At 69.5% G+C, this 14783-nt stretch carries 14 protein-coding genes; 9 read left to right on the top strand and 5 right to left on the bottom strand.

What is annotated here, in order from left to right; translation table 11 throughout:
- Positions 1 to 188: 188 nt before the first annotated feature.
- The 5 genes from ACFY0T_RS45570 to ACFY0T_RS45550 form a co-directional block, all read right to left on the bottom strand.
- A complete protein-coding gene (locus ACFY0T_RS45570) occupies positions 189 to 1688 on the bottom strand; it encodes a hypothetical protein (RefSeq protein ID WP_388884449.1) in 1500 nt (499 codons plus the stop codon).
- 155 nt (positions 1689 to 1843) lie between these two features.
- Positions 1844 to 3424, bottom strand: a complete 1581-nt coding sequence (locus tag ACFY0T_RS45565) for a glycosyl hydrolase (protein ID WP_388884448.1) — start codon at positions 3422 to 3424, stop codon at positions 1844 to 1846.
- 1217 nt (positions 3425 to 4641) lie between these two features.
- On the bottom strand, positions 4642 to 5736 hold the full coding sequence (locus tag ACFY0T_RS45560) for a hypothetical protein (RefSeq protein ID WP_388884447.1): 1095 nt from the start codon (positions 5734 to 5736) through the stop codon (positions 4642 to 4644).
- 50 nt (positions 5737 to 5786) lie between these two features.
- Positions 5787 to 6311 (bottom strand): DUF4913 domain-containing protein, encoded by a 525-nt coding sequence (locus tag ACFY0T_RS45555; RefSeq protein WP_388884446.1) that lies wholly within the window; start codon positions 6309 to 6311, stop codon positions 5787 to 5789.
- 226 nt (positions 6312 to 6537) lie between these two features.
- Entirely contained in the window at positions 6538 to 6876 is a 339-nt protein-coding gene (locus tag ACFY0T_RS45550) for a DUF4913 domain-containing protein (protein ID WP_388884445.1), read from the bottom strand.
- Positions 6877 to 6990: 114 nt separating this feature from the next.
- Between ACFY0T_RS45550 and ACFY0T_RS45545 the strand changes: the two genes are divergently transcribed.
- The 9 genes from ACFY0T_RS45545 (at position 6991) to ACFY0T_RS45505 (ending at position 14698) form a co-directional block, all read left to right on the top strand.
- A complete protein-coding gene (locus tag ACFY0T_RS45545) occupies positions 6991 to 7638 on the top strand; it encodes a hypothetical protein (protein WP_388884444.1) in 648 nt (215 codons plus the stop codon).
- On the top strand, positions 7635 to 8882 hold the full coding sequence (locus ACFY0T_RS45540; protein ID WP_388884443.1) for a DMT family transporter: 1248 nt from the start codon (positions 7635 to 7637) through the stop codon (positions 8880 to 8882). The genes ACFY0T_RS45545 and ACFY0T_RS45540 overlap by 4 nt, the downstream gene beginning before the upstream one ends.
- Before the next feature lie 64 nt (positions 8883 to 8946).
- Positions 8947 to 9852: a helix-turn-helix domain-containing protein gene (locus ACFY0T_RS45535; protein ID WP_388884442.1), complete on the top strand. Its 906-nt coding sequence runs from the start codon at positions 8947 to 8949 to the stop codon at positions 9850 to 9852.
- A gap of 451 nt (positions 9853 to 10303) precedes the next feature.
- Complete coding sequence (locus ACFY0T_RS45530; RefSeq protein WP_356098770.1) at positions 10304 to 10843, top strand: RNA polymerase sigma factor; 540 nt, start codon at positions 10304 to 10306, stop codon at positions 10841 to 10843.
- Entirely contained in the window at positions 10840 to 11640 is an 801-nt protein-coding gene (locus ACFY0T_RS45525) for a hypothetical protein (protein WP_388884441.1), read from the top strand. Before ACFY0T_RS45530 ends, ACFY0T_RS45525 begins: the two co-directional genes overlap by 4 nt.
- Before the next feature lie 32 nt (positions 11641 to 11672).
- Positions 11673 to 12467, top strand: coding sequence for an ABC transporter ATP-binding protein (locus ACFY0T_RS45520; protein WP_388884440.1), 795 nt, complete (start codon positions 11673 to 11675; stop codon positions 12465 to 12467).
- Positions 12464 to 13774, top strand: coding sequence for a hypothetical protein (locus tag ACFY0T_RS45515; protein ID WP_388884439.1), 1311 nt, complete (start codon positions 12464 to 12466; stop codon positions 13772 to 13774). The genes ACFY0T_RS45520 and ACFY0T_RS45515 overlap by 4 nt, the downstream gene beginning before the upstream one ends.
- On the top strand, positions 13771 to 14385 hold the full coding sequence (locus tag ACFY0T_RS45510; protein WP_388884438.1) for a hypothetical protein: 615 nt from the start codon (positions 13771 to 13773) through the stop codon (positions 14383 to 14385). The genes ACFY0T_RS45515 and ACFY0T_RS45510 overlap by 4 nt, the downstream gene beginning before the upstream one ends.
- Positions 14386 to 14497: 112 nt before the next feature.
- Entirely contained in the window at positions 14498 to 14698 is a 201-nt protein-coding gene (locus tag ACFY0T_RS45505) for a hypothetical protein (protein WP_388884437.1), read from the top strand.
- The last annotated feature ends 85 nt before the right edge of the window (positions 14699 to 14783 follow it).

Below are 14783 nucleotides of genomic sequence, written 5' to 3'. Positions count from 1 at the left end.
TCAGTCGTTTGCAGCCTCGGCTTCGGGCGCAGGTGCGCGGTCGAACAGGGCGTTCAGCGCCGGGACGACGAGTCGCATCCGCACCCCGCACACCGGTACCCGCGCTCCGTGCGGGCGTCGCCACCGGCTCGCCCGGGGCCGTTGGCGCCATCCGGGTGATGCCGAGCCAGCGGGACCGGCCGCACGGGTCACACCGTGAACTTGACCGCTTCGAGCCAGCGCGTGTTTTCGAGGGTGCCGCCGAAGACGAAGTCGGGGCGCGCGTCCGCGCAGCCCTGGCCGCCCCAGGCGTAGCCGTGGACCTTGGCGATCTCGCAGACCTGGCCGCTCCCGATGTTGATGGCGAAGCCCGTCATGTACGGGGCGGACTTGCTGGTGCTGCCGATGTAGTTGTTCTTGCCGTTCCCGACGATGGCTGTCCACTGCGGTTCCCACCTGCCCTGGCCGCTGGTCGACTTGGCGTCGTGGACGAAGGCGTTGGCGGCCGAGCCGCCGCTGCCGGTCACCGCGATGTTGATGGACTTGATCGGCTTGTTCTGGCCGGTCGTACCGGCCAGCGTGCCGTCGCACACGGGCTTCTGCCAGCCCTGTCCGGACAGGTACACGCGGTAGCAGATGTGCCGCCCGCCCGGGTCGCTCCTGGCGAGGCGCCTCACGGCGGTGGCGGCGGTGTCCTGCGGGGGCTTCGCGGTCACGGTGGTCCGCGGCGGCCTCGCGGTCACGGTGACGGTGACACTTCCGCCGCCCTTCGAGCCCTTTGAGCCTTTTGAGCCCTGTGTGTCCTTCGGCTTCGTGGGCGTCGCGCTGGGCGGTGACGGCATCATGCTGGGGGTCACGGACACGGTCGGTGCAGGCTCCTCGGCCGAAGGGCTCTTGCTCGCCTCGCTGGTCGCACGGGCGGCCTGCGTCTCGTCCCCTCCTCCGCCCGACCCGCCGCTGCCCAGCATCACCAGCGGAACGATGACGAGAGCGGCCACGCCGAGTGCGGCCGGGCCGACCACGAGGGGCCGGTGGAGCAGCCCGGGTTCCTCGAACTCGGCGTCCGACTGGCGCAGTTCGCCCCGGCGGCCGATCTCCGGGCGCGGGATCGGGCTCCGGCTCGGGTTCGCGGGCGAGGCCGAGGCCCGGGTCGAACTGAAGGCGGGGGGCGGGGACGGGGAGCCTGAGGGCTGCGGCAGGGCGTACGCCGCTTCATCGACTTCGACTTCGACTTCGAGTTCGTCTTCGGGGTCGTCGTGGAGGCCCTCGTCGACGTCGTCGTCGACGCCGGAAGGCCCGGTTCCCGTCTCGTGTCCGTACGGCCCTGTGGGTACTGCGGGTTCGCCCTGCTCGGGCGGCTGCTCCCCGTGCTGCTCCAAAAGCGTGCTCGAACCGTCGGGGGCGACTTCGACGAAGGCCACGTAACCCGAAGCGGGATCGGAGATGGCCGCCGTCACGGTGGCGTTCCGGTCGCGTGCGTATCCGTGCAGCGTGTCGAGGACCGCGGCGTCGACCGCCTCTCCCTCCGCCGTCGGCACGGGTACGCCATCGATGGCGGCGGAGCCGTCGCCCGAGATGACCACCGCGAGGAACGGGGACGGCTCGGGCGCGTTCCCGGCGGGTTCCGGCCTGCTGAGATCCACCGGCTCCCCAGGTACGAGGTGCTCGTCCCCGGTGATCGGCTCGTCCGTCTCTTCACCCCGGCTCATGACCATTCCTTCCCTACGTCTTCCAGCCGTGTGGCCCTGGTCGGATCAGGACCTCGCCGCGCCCCAGGGGGGTGGGGCACGGCGAGGTCGTACCCGCACAACGGACGGCGGGTGAGAACGGTTCAGCATTCGGGCCGACCGGGACCGCCGGGTCGTCAGCCCACGTCTCGATAGGCCTGGCCGGCGGCGTTCGCGGTCGTGCCGTCGTAGAGGCCGGTCGGGCTGGTCTGGGTGGACAGCGTGAACCACGCGTAACGCTCCACGAAGTCCAGGCCGTTCAGCATCGTCGTCGACGACTTGATGAAGTCGGTCTCCTCCTGCTGGCTGGGATAGCGGGGGGTGCCCTGGGAGAAGTCGATGAGGCCGTACTCGGTCAGCCAGATCGGCTTGTGGTAGCGGTCGTGGACGGCTTGGAGATAGCCGCGCAGCTGATTCGCGGCGTCGGGGCCGAAGTCGGCGCCGTACCAGTGCAGGGGGATGAAGTCGACCTTCAGGCCGCGCTCGGCGGTTCCCGTCATGAAACGGTCCAGCCAGCCCCCGGCGACGTCGGCGCCCGTGGAGACCGCCGGGGCCCCCAGGCGCAGGCCGGTCGCCTGGAGCCGGGGCCACAGATCAAGAGCCTGTTCGGGGGTCATGTTGGACTGGGTGCCCGAGTCGGGCTCGTTGAAGCTGAGCAACTCCGTGCCCTGCTGGGCGGCCTGGCCGAGTTCGGCGTCGGTCACCGAGCCGGGACCCCAGATCATCGGGACGAACTCGACACCGTCCGGCTTGGCGACCGGACCGGTGGACGAGGCCCAGTTGAAGTACCAGGACGCACCGGACTCGGCCAGCGCCTGGGAGGCTCCGTCGACGGGGTTGAGGCTGATGCCCTTGCGGGTCGAGGCCGGGGTGACTGTGCCGGTCGTGGTCGTCGTGGCAGGGTCCGTCGCTGCGGCGGCGCTGCCGGTGCCGAACGCGACGGTCAGGCCGCTGCACTTGGTGCACTGGTACATGACCTTGTTGCCCGGCTCGGCGTCCTGCTTGGACCAGGCGTACGCGGTGGGGCACGTCTGGTTGATCATGTCGCTGTAGGGGGTCTTCGCGTCCCGGTTGGGATTGACGCACACCAGCGACTGGCCCGTGCCCTGGTCCTTGACCAGGTTGTCCGCCGGGCAGGCGGACAGCAGATCCTCGGCGCAGCCCGCCGCCGCGCACTCGCCGCTCTCGGGCACCGCCACATCGTTCGGGGTGATGGTGACGGGCGCCGAGACGGCGTTGACGTAGCTGACGTCGTACCAGGGCGCCAGGTTGTCGGCCGGGTCGAAGTTGAACTCGGCGAGTCCGGTGGGCTGTTCGCCGAGCGAGCAGTGGTCGGCGTACGGACCGCAGTCGCCCACGGCACAGTGGAACGTACTGCCGTCGTCACCGCTGCACCCCTGGCGGGCGAAGAACTTGCCGCGCCAGTGCCCGGCGCCCTCGCGCTCGGGAATGGTGATGGTGGCGGACTGGCCGGGGTCCAGCGTCGGCATCCCGGTGAGCGAGGCCGAGCCGTCCGCGTTGACCGTGCTGCCGATCCAGATACGGCTGTCCGTCCTGTTCTGGAAAGTGACGGTGTGCTCGGCGGTGCCGACGTCGGCGGCCGGCGTTCCGTTGATGCCCGCGCTGTCGGAGCGGTGGACCTGGATCGCCACGGCGGTGCCTGTCACACCGGCTATGACCAGTAACAGAGCCAGCAGAAATGATGTGCGTCTGCGCATGGTGCGCATAGAGCGTGCCTCTCCATCGGGCTTGCGGGGGTTCGGGGTTCGGCGATCAGTTGTCGCCTGCGCGGGCACGACGGATGGGCGCGGTGGATGGTTCAGTCGACGGAACCATTGAACCGTTCGCTGTGGCTGCCCGTCATGCCTCGTGCCAGTGGGCCCGGTCCCGGGGATCCGGCCCGAGGGGGATACGACGGGAGAGATTCGCCATGGCCGACACCACCCCGCGTGCCCGACAACCACAGCGGCAGCGGCTGATCAAGGAGCGCCCTCTCTCCCAGGAGGACGTGAAGCTGAAGGGCCTGGCACGTGAGCTGATCGACGACGACCTCCGGGCGAGTTCGACCCGGCGATCCCTGTCGGAGCTCATGGCGCGACTGTGGCGACTGCTGTCGCGGAACGGCGGGGGCACCGCGGGCCCCGCGGGCGGTGCTGCTGGTGGTGGGGGCGGCGGGGGCGGTGCAGGCCGTGCGGAGCCATCCCAGGGGGACTACGGCCACCCGTTCACGGCCGCCAACGGTGCACCCCCCGCGGGGAGTCCCGAGTCTTCGGCATCCTCGGCATCGCCGGCCCAACAGAAGACAAGCGAGCTCACGCGGGAAGAGGTCGAGAAGCTCACGCACTACATGTTGGAGCAGATCACCGAGAGCCCTCGGCTCCAAAGGGCGTATGAGAACAACCGGTTGCCGATGCTCGAGACGCTTCTCACCAGGTTCGCCCCGGAGAACCAGCCCACCGCGCGAGAGCGCTGGACCCGGGAAGCGGTGGTACCGCCACCACCTGCCGAAGACGGCCGCGACCGACGCGCACCCTCGCCGGTCCTGCCGTCCCCAGAACATCCCCTGACGGAGGCGAGCCGCGCGACCTCCTTCTCCGTGCCTCGGCCGGCGCCTCCCGGTCAGGACGCACTCCGGTCGGCCCGCGACTTCACGAGGCAGAACAGCCCTACGCCGCCGCATACGACTACTCGTCAGGGCCTCGACGGCAGTGGCGACTCCCAGTCCGAGTCCCCTCCGGTGTCCCCGATGACGCCCCCGGCCCGGCCCGTCCCTCTCGCCCGCCCCGAGTCCCCTCCGGTGTCCCCGATGACGCCCCCGGCCCGCCCCGTCCCCCTCGCCCGCCCCGCGTCCCCGGCACGCCGGAGACGCTGAGCGGACGGTCGTACTTGCCCGGTGCGGCAGTCCGCGCCGTGCCCTGGCTCTTCCTTGTCACTGCTACCGCTTGCTCTTCCTCCTGGAGCTGCTGCCGTGCGACTGCGAGTCCTTGCTGCTGCCGTGCCTGGAGGAGCGCTGGCCGGACGTCCTGCCGGAGGACTCCTGCTGTGCGGGCTGGGTGGACTTCACCGCACTGGCGAAGGACTTCTGGGACTGGGAGGCGGACGTGGAACTTCCTTGCTGGCCGCTCTCCCATTCACCTGTCCGGGGGTTGTGATACAGCGTCTGCCCGTTGTGTTCGACGACGTACGTGCCCGCGTCCTTGTCGTAATAGGGCTCGTGTCCTTCGGACTGAGTGTTGTCGCCCTGAGTGTTGTCGCCTCCCGGATCGCCGTTCGGCGGGGTGTTCGACTTCGGCGGGGTCCCTCCGGTGCTGTTGCTGGGAGAGGAGTAGTCCGGCGAGTTCCGGTCCGACACGATGGGGCCTGTGTACGCGTTCATGGTGTTGTCCTGGGGGTTGACCGTACCAATCGGGCCGTCCGGAGTGTGGCTGTACTGCCAGTAGGTGTCACGGACGCCGGGGTAGTGGTCCTGCGTGTACGCGTTTGATTTCAGCTCGACTCCTTCCTCGTAGCCGTACGTCGTCAGGACCTCCCCCGTCCTCCGGTCCGACCTGCCAGCGGTCGCGGGATGGTCGTACTGCTGGTCGTAGTTCGGCTTGACTGCGATCTTCCATTTCTGGTCGCGCGCGTCATAGGTGCCCGGGAAGATCTCGGAGATGTCCGTCGCGTGCATGCCCTGCCGCACCTTGCAGCCGTTGCATGTCCCGAAAGGCAGAATGAGGTCCGTCTGGTACGACCACACCTGTTTCCCCTCCCGACGCAGCTCCTGCGCCAGGTTGTAGGACCAGTCGAGAGCGCGCACCTCCATGTCGTTCCGGGACATCCGCATTTCCTGGCCGCCGTTCGGGAGCGTGTACCTGCTGTTCGGGCCCGCCTGGACGCCGGGGTAGAAGGGATCTGACGTTGCGTGCAGCTGGTTGTTGACGTAGACAGCGGCAATAAGGCGAGGCCTGGTGTCGTTCGGGTCCGTGACCGATTCGAACGCCATGCTGCGCACCTGCGATGCGGCGCCGTATTCCTGAGGTGTACTCATGGATTGTCCTCACTGAGGGGGTGGTGGTGGGATGGTGAGCCGCCGGACGTTCAGGCCGCGGCGGGCGGTGGAGGGGGCGGGGGGCCGGGCGGCGGGGCGAACGGGTCGACGATGTCGACGGGAGGACTCTCCTTCGGGCGGTGGTTGCCCGGCTTGCATCCGGCGAACGGGCCTGCCGGGTCGCGGAGGGAGAGCATCACAGGGCCCAGGTAGTCACGGTGCCAGCCGGCGGGCCCGCTCGGCTCGGAGCCGGGGCCGGTCAACTCCCCCCAGGCAAGCCACAGACCGTGGACCTGGGCGACCGCTTCCGGGTGCTCCCACCACAGGGGGCACCAGGGGGCCGCGGAGGTGACCTCCCGGCCGTAGACCGGTAGCAGCACATGGTGCGTCCACAGGGTCAGCTGCCGCATCGTCTGCGCGTACTCGCGCCCGTCCAAGTAGAGGATGAACCGCGGTGCGGGGGATGGCGGAGGCGGTGGCAGCGGGGCCTCCTGCGGCGTCTGGGCCTCCTGAGGAACCCGGGCCGCGCTCTGCGGTGCCCGGGCCCATTTCCTGCCCGTGGTGTCGGCCGTCATGATGTCCTTCCCGACATGCGGTGAGGGGCTGTGTCTCGTCGAACCGCAACGGGCCGCGTGCCCGAACGGTTCACTCGCTCCGGGTGATTTCGGGAGCCGGTGATCAGCCCCGGTACGGGTCCATCCCCGGCGCCTCCTTGGCCCGGTGGGTGCCGGCCTTGCAGCCCGCGAACGGGCCCGAGGGGTCCCGCAGTGAGGCCATGACGTGGCTGAGGTGGTCGCGGTGTCAGGTGGCCGGCCCGGTCGATCCGGACGTGGGGCCGGTCAGCTCCTGCCACGCCGTCCACAGCCCGTACGGCTGCGCCACCGCCTCCGGGTGTTTCCACCAACTCGGGCGCCAGGGTGCCGCGGAGGTGACCTCCCTGCCGTACACCGGCAGCAACAGGTGGCGCACCCACAGGGCCAGCCGGTTCAGGGCGTCGTCGTACTCGGGGTCGTCCGGGTGGAGGACGAAGGCGGGCCCCTGCGGCTGCTCTTCCGTCGGCTCCGGGTGCCCTGTTCCGCCGGATCCGGCGCAAGGATGGTCATTTCGGTACTCCGTCCGCTCGGTTGTGGTGGTCGCCACCACCACGGTGCGAAGCGGCCGCTGGTTCAGTGGGGTGCTGAACCTCCGGGCGTGCGTGGTCCGTTGTGCGTGACAGCCGGCGGCGCTCGGTCGCCGGGCAGGAAGGGAACGCACATGCCCGATCGAGATCCGGCCAAGGAGCCGGAGAGGGTTCAGTTCATCTGGTTCGGCGAGGAGCTGAGCGACAACGCGAAGGCGGGCCTCCAGGCGCTGAGCCGGCGGATCCCCAACTCGAAGCGAGAACTGGTGGCGATGCCCCGGCACACTCCGGGGGAGACCGGGCGGCTGCGCGCGAACGAGCTCATGGAGGGGTACCGGGCCGAGGCGCAGCAGCACGGTGTCGACGTACGGCACATCCGTGAGGACACCGGGAAGCCGGCCTCCGTCCTTGAGCCGAAGTACCGCAAGGCCACGGTCGACGACATCTTCAGGATGGAGATGAGCAACCAGGGTTACATCGCCGCGAAGGACCTGGCCACCTATCTGCTTCGCGGGTCCGAGTGTGCCTCTGTGGGCTGCGTCCAGCCTGCCCCCCGCAGGGGCAGGCTGGACAGCGACGGCGTATGGATACTCCCCTGCATGATCAGAAACCCGAAGCTGGGGGAGTTCTCGCAAACATGCCGTTTGCGACCGCATCCGGAAGATGATGGGTTGCGGGTGTGGGGAGCCGGGCGGCGAGTGCCGGGACTTCGGCGTGACGAGCCGACGCTCTCGGCACCTGCCACGGCCCGGCCCACCGTGGACGGCGGCAGCTCCGCGTGAAGTCCAGAATCGATCCGCTGTCCGTCGCGGCGATGGTCGTCACCGTTGTCTCCATATCGGCCACCGCTCCTCTCACAGCCTCAGCCTCGGCCGCGCCGCTCGCCATGGCCTTCTGGCGCAATGCCTTGGGCTTCGCCACACTCGGGCCGTTCCTCCTGGTGTTGCGCCGTGGTGAGTTCACGCGCGTGCTCCGCGGTGAGCGCGGCATTCTGCGCCGGGAGCAGTGGCGACCCATGGTCTTCGGCTTCCTCGCGGCCACCTCGCTGTCCCTCCATTTCGCGGCCTTCATGACGAGCACCCGGTTGACCTCGGTGGCCATGTCCACAGCGCTCGTCGCCACTCAGCCCGTCTGGCAGGCCCTCATCGCCGCAGGGCAGGGCGTCCGGGCATCTCGCCGGACATGGGCCGGTCTCGCGGTCTCCATCGTGGGCGCGGCCGCGGCCGGCGGTCTGGACTTACGGTCGGGCGGTACGGCACTACTGGGCGATCTGCTCGCGCTCGCCGGGGCCGTGGCTCAGGCCGGGTACACCGCCCTGAGCCAAAAGGCGCGCACAGATGTGAGCACACCGCTGTATTCAGCGGTCTGTGCGCTCGTCTGCGCTCTGGAACTCCTCGCCGTCTGCCTGCTGACCCACACCCCGCTCACCGGCTTCGACAGATCCACCCAACTGTCGCTGCTCGGGCTGCTCATCCTCCCCCAGCTCCTGGGGCTGGGCTCGCTGAATTTCGCCCTTGGCAGGATTTCGGCGACGACGTTGAGTGTCGTCCTCCTGCTGGAGACCCCCGTGGCAGCACTCGCCGCCTGGTGGCTGCTGGGGCAGGGCATCGACCTCGCGACCGTGCCCGGACTCCTGCTGATCATCGTCGGCGTCACGGTCGTGGTGACGAGCGGCAGTGGGGAACCGGCCGCAGTGCAGGACGGGGAACCGGCCGTGGCGCGGGAAGGCCGACACCCCAGAGGAGCGCCGCCCTACCCGCCCTACCCGTATGCCCCCCAACCACGGCCGACGACCGGCGAATCCACCGACGCGTGGCCGGAACATCAGACGCCGGCCGATACCCGCGCCTGGCCTACGACACCCCGACACCTCGCGTCCCGACACAACCCTGCACAGGCAGGCGGAGAAGACCTGGCAGGGCACCCTCTGGACGATCACCCGACCCTGGTGCTCGTCTACCACGGCGCCGCGCCGTTCGACACCGCATACCGGGGCAGGTCGTCTCCCGGCGAAGCGGGTCCGTGACCGTGGCCCGGGTAGCCCTGGGAGGGGCAGGCTGCGCGGCGCCGGGGCGTCCATACTCGGCCGCATGAACAAGAGATCGGGTCTTGGCGAGTTCCTGCAGACGCGCCGGGCGCAGTTGCGGCCGGCTGACGTGGGGCTGCCGGATTTCGGGGAACGGCGGCGCGTGCCGGGGCTGCGACGGGATGAACTGGCCCAGTTGGCGGGGATCGGCCTTTCCTATTACACCCGGCTGGAGCAGGGGGTGTCGCTCAACGCTTCACCGGAGGTGCTGGACGCTCTTGCCCGGGCCCTCGGTCTGGACGAGGTGGAGCGAACTCACCTGCACGATCTGGCTCGCGCCACGCGTCGCAGCGGCAAGCGCCGCAGGCCGGCGCCCGAGCACGCGGGTGAGACGACCACGCAGTTGCTCGAAGCGTTCGGTGACGCACCCGCGATCGTGCTGGGGCGCCGCAGCGACGTGCTGGCGTGGAACCGTACGGGACACTCCTTGTTCGCCGGGCATCTGGACCGGCGCATACCCGATCAGCCGGACCGGCGCCCGAACATGGCGCGGATGGTCTTCCTGGACGCCCACACCCGGGACCTGTTCGTGGACTGGCGGAAGAAGGCCAGGACGGTAGTAGGGAAGCTGCGACTTGCCGTCGGTCAGTATCCGGACGATCCGGCGCTGGCCACGCTGATCGGCGAACTGGCCATGAAGAGCACGGAATTCGCCGCCCTCTGGTCCGAGAACCGGGTCAGGAACTGGGAGATCGCGGCCTATCGCATGCGTCATCCTCTCGTCGGCCAGATGCACCTCAACCTGCAGACTCTGACAATCCCTCAGGAGCCGGGGCAGCGCGTCGTCGTGGCGACAGCCGAGGCCGGTTCGGGCTCCCAGGCAGCCCTGCACCTTCTCGGCCAAGCCGGCGCTCCGGTCCCAACCCCCGGCAGGCAGGGCACAGCCAGAGAGCGGTTCGTAACCCGCTGAGTGGGTCCGGTACTGCCTGACGGTGTGTGTACGGGTGGAATCTGCCAGCCCGCAGCCGGTGAAACCAGATCAGTTCACGGGTCGTGCTCAGGGGTTGAACCACTGATCACAGGGTCGCGTTGTAGTGCCGTGACGGCGTCGTGCTCTCAGCAGGGACTCACATTGCGCGTCGAGTTCACACGTCTCGTCGAGTCCGTCCATTCACCGTGAAGTTCCCCCCCACACACAATGCGCACAAAGCTTGATGCCGTCTCCTTCACCGTAACGACGCCAGCGAGCGCGGGGCCCGCGTACGCGAGGCGATCCAGGGCAGCTGCCCACGGTGCGATTCGGGCCGGTCGGCGATTTGGACGACCTCGCGCTCGGCGTAAGGCGCTGTTGCTTTCGGTAGCCGCCGAAGCGTCCGAGAACCTGAATGGACGGTCGTTTCGTCTCCCTGATCGTGAAAGGCATGGCAGACCTCGACGAGGCAGAACTCGTGCGTCGCGTCGCCGGTGGTGACCGGGCAGCGTTCGACGAGTTGTATCGGCGTACTTCGCCCTGGTTGGCGGTGCGGCTCCGCCGCCGCTGCGCCGACGACGACGTCGTCGCCGACGTGCTCCAGGAGACCTACCTGGCGGTCTGGCGTGCGGCCGGCAGCTATGCGGGCTCCGTGACCGAGGGCAGTGCGGTCGGCTGGCTCTGGGCGATCGCCGCGAACCGTCTCGTCGACGCGTTCCGCCGACGCGCCCGGCAGGAGCGGGTGCCGACCGTTGCCCTGCTCGATACGACCGCGCCGGCCGCCGAGGACGAGGTGATGGCGAACCGCGTCGACCAGAACTTCGAACAGGCGCTGCTGCGGCTGCCACCGGAGTTGCGGCAGGTGCTGCAGGCGATGGTGCTCGACGACCTGTCGGTCCGTCAGACAGCGGTGCTGCTCGGTATGCCGGAGGGCACGGTGAAAACCCGCGCGCGGCGGGCTCGGATCGCGTTGCGGAAGGCGCTCTCATGACTCATCCCACCACCACGATCCTGGCCCGCTACGCGGACGGCGGGCACGGACTCGACGACGCCGCGCTCTGGTCGATCGAGGTCCATCTCGACGCGTGCGCCAACTGCCGTGAGTCACTGGCCGCCAAGGCCACCCCTGCCACGACGGATCTGCTCGACCGTGTCGCCGTCTCGCTCGGCCAGGCGATCGAAGCGAGCCCGTCGCCGACCCGGCAACGCACACCAGCAGCGGCCGTGCACCGACGCTGGCTCGCGTGGACGCTGCTGCCCTGGCTCGCGGTGACCGTCGCGGTGCTGGGCTGTGGCGTACTCCTGGACTCCGCCGAGCCGAGCCTGCCGTCGCTCGTGCTGCTGCTGGCCCCGGTGGCTCCGCTGCCCGGCGTCGCGGTGGCCTGGAGCCGGCGGATCGACCCCGCCTGGGAACTGATCGCCACCACACCGGCAGCCGGCCTGGCCATGGTGCTGCGGCGGACGCTCGCGGTGCTCGTCGTCGTGCTTCCGGCATTGCTGGTGGCGGGTGTGAGCACCGGAACCTCGCTGGCCCTCACCCTGCTGCCGTGCCTGGCGTTCACGGGGGCCACCCTCGTGCTCGGCGCCCTCATCGGCGTACGGCGCGCGGCGATCGGACTCGCGGTGGTCTGGTCCGCGGCAGTCCTGCTGCCGAGTGTGGCGGCCCAGTCCCTGTCCCCGGTACTGCAGCCGGGCAGCACCGCCGACTGGGTGGTGGCCACCGTGGCCCTTGCCGCGATCACACCGCTCGCCGCCACGCACTTCCGTCGCCTGACCAGTGGCAACTGACCCCCCATCAACAGGATCAACAGGAGAGACCCATGCGAGCGGTGCGTGCTGCCGAAACGGCTCCCACCCTTCATCCCTGGCTCGTCCACGCAAAAGAACTGCGTGTCCGGGCCGGCCGGCACCTGGCCGTCGACGGACTCGACTTGACGCTGACTGCTGGCGTGCTCGGTGTGCTCGGCCCGAACGGCGCCGGCAAGACCACGCTGATGCGCGCGCTGTCCACCGTCGTCAAGCCCGCCAGCGGCTCATTGACGCTGCTCGGCGCGCAGGTGGACGGCCGTGCCGACCTGCGCGAGGTGCGTCGCAAACTGGGGTATCTGCCGCAGCAGTTCGGCTTCTACCCGCGGTTCACCGTCCGCGAGTTCGTCGCGTACATGGCCTGGCTCAAGGAAATGCCCAAAACCGCGATACCCGACGCCGTACAACGCGCGATCGATCGGGTAGGTCTCACCACCAAGGCCGACGCCAAGATGAAGACGCTGTCCGGCGGCATGCTGCGCCGGGCCGGCATCGCCCAGGCCATCGTGAACGACCCCGAACTGCTGCTGCTCGACGAGCCCACCGTCGGACTCGACCCCGAACAACGTCTCGACTTCCGCGACCTGCTGCGTGACCTCGGCGCCGACAGCTGTGTGCTGGTCTCCACCCACCTCGTCGAGGACGTCGTCGCTGCCTGCACCGACGTCATCCTCATGAACGAAGGACGACTCCTCTTCCAGGGCACCCCCGACGACCTGATCGCCCGCGGTGGGCAGGGCGACGCGGGCGACAGCCCGGCGGAGCGCGGCTACTCCGCACTCCTGCGCCAGCACCGGAGCAACGCATGAACCGCATCCTCGGCATCGAGCTCCGGCGCTCGGCCGCCCTCGGCGCCGCGCTCCTGATCGCCGTCGCCGGCACGATCGTCCTCCACGCCACCGCGGGGCGATGGTTCACGGGGTGGATGGCGCTGGCCATGACGCAGCGCGAATACCTCGCGGTTCTCTCGCCCCTTGCGATGGCCGCCGGCGCCTGGCAGTCCTATCGCGAGCACCGGGCGAACGTCGCCGAACTGCTCGCCGCCGTGCCCCGCCCGAGACCGCAGCGCATGGTGCCGATCCTGGCCACGACGGCCCTGGCGGTGCTCGTCGCCTACCTGGTCACGCTCCTCGCGGCGGCACCACGGATCGCCGACACGGCGCGCTACCTGCCGCCGGCCGCGTTTGTCGTCGTGGCCGTCGGGCCGGTCGCGATGATCGCCTCGGTCTGGCTCGGGTTGGCCGTCGGACGCCTGGTGCCGGCGCTCGCCACCGCACCCGCGCTGGCCGTGATCGGCTTCGCGCTACTGATCCTCGCGCCCCACGCCCTGCCGGACGGCGGATTCACGGCGGCGTTCTCCCCGGCCATGGGGATGAGCATGTTCAGCGACTACGACACCGTCGACGGCGAAGTCAGCGCCGCCCAGGCACTCTGGATGGCCGCGGTTGCGGTGGCCGGCGTCGTGCTCTTCGCCGTCCAAAACCGTAAGTTCGCGTTCGCCGCGCTGCTGCCGCTGGCCATCGGGGCCACGGCCACGGCCCTGGTGGTGCCGACCGGCGATGCCTACGACCAAGGGACGCTCGACCCGGTCGCCCAGGAACTGGTGTGCACCGACGACACGCCGCGGGTCTGCGTCAGCCGGGCGCACGAAGGGTTGCTGCCCGAGGTAACCCCCAAGGCCCGGCACGCATTGGAACTCCTGACGAAAACATCAATCGTCGAGGCACATGAGGACACCTCCACGTTCTCTCCTCCTACGTCACCGAGGTCGCGGGCCGACACCGCGCTGATGAGGATCACGGTCGACAAGCACGGTCACCTCGCCCACCCGAGATGGCTCGAACCGACGATGCTCACCGGAGTGTTCACCGGCCCTCTCAGCTGCGGAGACAACCGGAACTTCACAGTCGCCACCGCTGCGGCCTACTGGCTGCTCGACCGGGAGCCGACCGCCGGTCCCGATGGCCTCGAATTCGATGACCCGGACGCCGTCAAGCTCTGGAAGGGACTGCAGGCACTGTCGCGAGCCGAGGCCGAAGCCCGGGTTATCGCCGTCTATCAGGCCGCCCAGAAGTGCCAGGACACCACCGACCTCCTGAGCCGAGGCGCCCGATGACAGGACTGACGCTCTACGTCCGCTCGCGCCAGGTGCCGGCGGCGCTCGGCGCGGCCGTCGCGGGCACTGCCATCGCGTGGCTGCTGGCGACGGCCTTCAGCGTTAAGGGCGAGGTGAGCAGCACCGTACTCGCCCTGACGGTCCTGCTCCTGGTAGCCGTCGCCACCACCACGCTCGGAGGCCCCGACGACACCCTGGACCGCACGGCGGCGAGGCCGTGGGGATGGCTGCGGATGTCCCACCTGGCCACGGCCCTGGGATGCGTACTCATGCTGCTGCTGGCCACACTGCTCACCGGCACGCGGTTCGGGCCGTTCGGATGTGTCGTCCGCGACGCGGCCGGCCTGCTGGGCCTGACCGCCCTGGGGACGGCCACGGTCGGCACCGCTCGGTCGTGGTTCCTGCCTCTCGGGTGGACGCTCGGCGCGGCGGCGTTCCTGGGCATGGGCACCGCGGGGGAGGCACTGACCTGGCAGACACAGGCCTCCGGCAGCCGACCCGCGGCCGTGGTCGCAGCGGTACTCACCGCCGCCGGAACCGCCGCCTACGTCAGCCGAGGCCCACGTACTACAGCCGGAGATCTTGTGACGGAGCCTGTGTGGTGTCGTTGACCGGGCATGATGCTGGGTGTGACGGCTGAGCAGATAGCCGAGTGGGATGCCGAACTGTCCGCGTTGACCGGTTCGTTGGGGTTCTTTGTTCAACCGGCCCGAGCCTCGGGTGGTGTTCGCGCAGTTCATCGAGGGGCTGCTGGCGGAGCTGCCGAAGAAGAACGGCTGGACACTGTCGGAGCGTGCCGGGCATGTGACCGCGGACCGGATGCAGTGGCTGCTCAACGGATCAGTGTGGGACGCCGACCGGCTGCGGGACGCGATCCGCAATTACGTCATCACGCATCTGGGTGAAGCGGATGCCTCAGCTTGATGTTTAACCTCGCTGTTGTTTCAAGCGGACATGCTCGGTGAGGGTTTCGACTCGTTTCACGGTCTTCCCGGGCTCGTGGCGTGGT

Origin of the sequence: Streptomyces sp. NPDC001530, assembly GCF_042894545.1 — a bacterium.
In the GTDB taxonomy this organism is placed as follows: domain Bacteria; phylum Actinomycetota; class Actinomycetes; order Streptomycetales; family Streptomycetaceae; genus Streptomyces.
This window is presented reverse-complemented; position numbering and strand designations above follow the sequence as displayed.

Coding starts and splice junctions, on each gene's coding strand:
- ACFY0T_RS45570 (WP_388884449.1), bottom strand. CDS start 1,688: ATGAGCCGGGGTGAAGAGACGGACGAGCCGATCACCGGGGACGAGCAC.
- ACFY0T_RS45565 (WP_388884448.1), bottom strand. CDS start 3,424: ATGCGCAGACGCACATCATTTCTGCTGGCTCTGTTACTGGTCATAGCC.
- ACFY0T_RS45560 (WP_388884447.1), bottom strand. CDS start 5,736: ATGAGTACACCTCAGGAATACGGCGCCGCATCGCAGGTGCGCAGCATG.
- ACFY0T_RS45555 (WP_388884446.1), bottom strand. CDS start 6,311: ATGACGGCCGACACCACGGGCAGGAAATGGGCCCGGGCACCGCAGAGC.
- ACFY0T_RS45545 (WP_388884444.1), top strand. CDS start 6,991: ATGCCCGATCGAGATCCGGCCAAGGAGCCGGAGAGGGTTCAGTTCATC.
- ACFY0T_RS45535 (WP_388884442.1), top strand. CDS start 8,947: ATGAACAAGAGATCGGGTCTTGGCGAGTTCCTGCAGACGCGCCGGGCG.
- ACFY0T_RS45530 (WP_356098770.1), top strand. CDS start 10,304: ATGGCAGACCTCGACGAGGCAGAACTCGTGCGTCGCGTCGCCGGTGGT.
- ACFY0T_RS45525 (WP_388884441.1), top strand. CDS start 10,840: ATGACTCATCCCACCACCACGATCCTGGCCCGCTACGCGGACGGCGGG.
- ACFY0T_RS45520 (WP_388884440.1), top strand. CDS start 11,673: ATGCGAGCGGTGCGTGCTGCCGAAACGGCTCCCACCCTTCATCCCTGG.
- ACFY0T_RS45515 (WP_388884439.1), top strand. CDS start 12,464: ATGAACCGCATCCTCGGCATCGAGCTCCGGCGCTCGGCCGCCCTCGGC.
- ACFY0T_RS45510 (WP_388884438.1), top strand. CDS start 13,771: ATGACAGGACTGACGCTCTACGTCCGCTCGCGCCAGGTGCCGGCGGCG.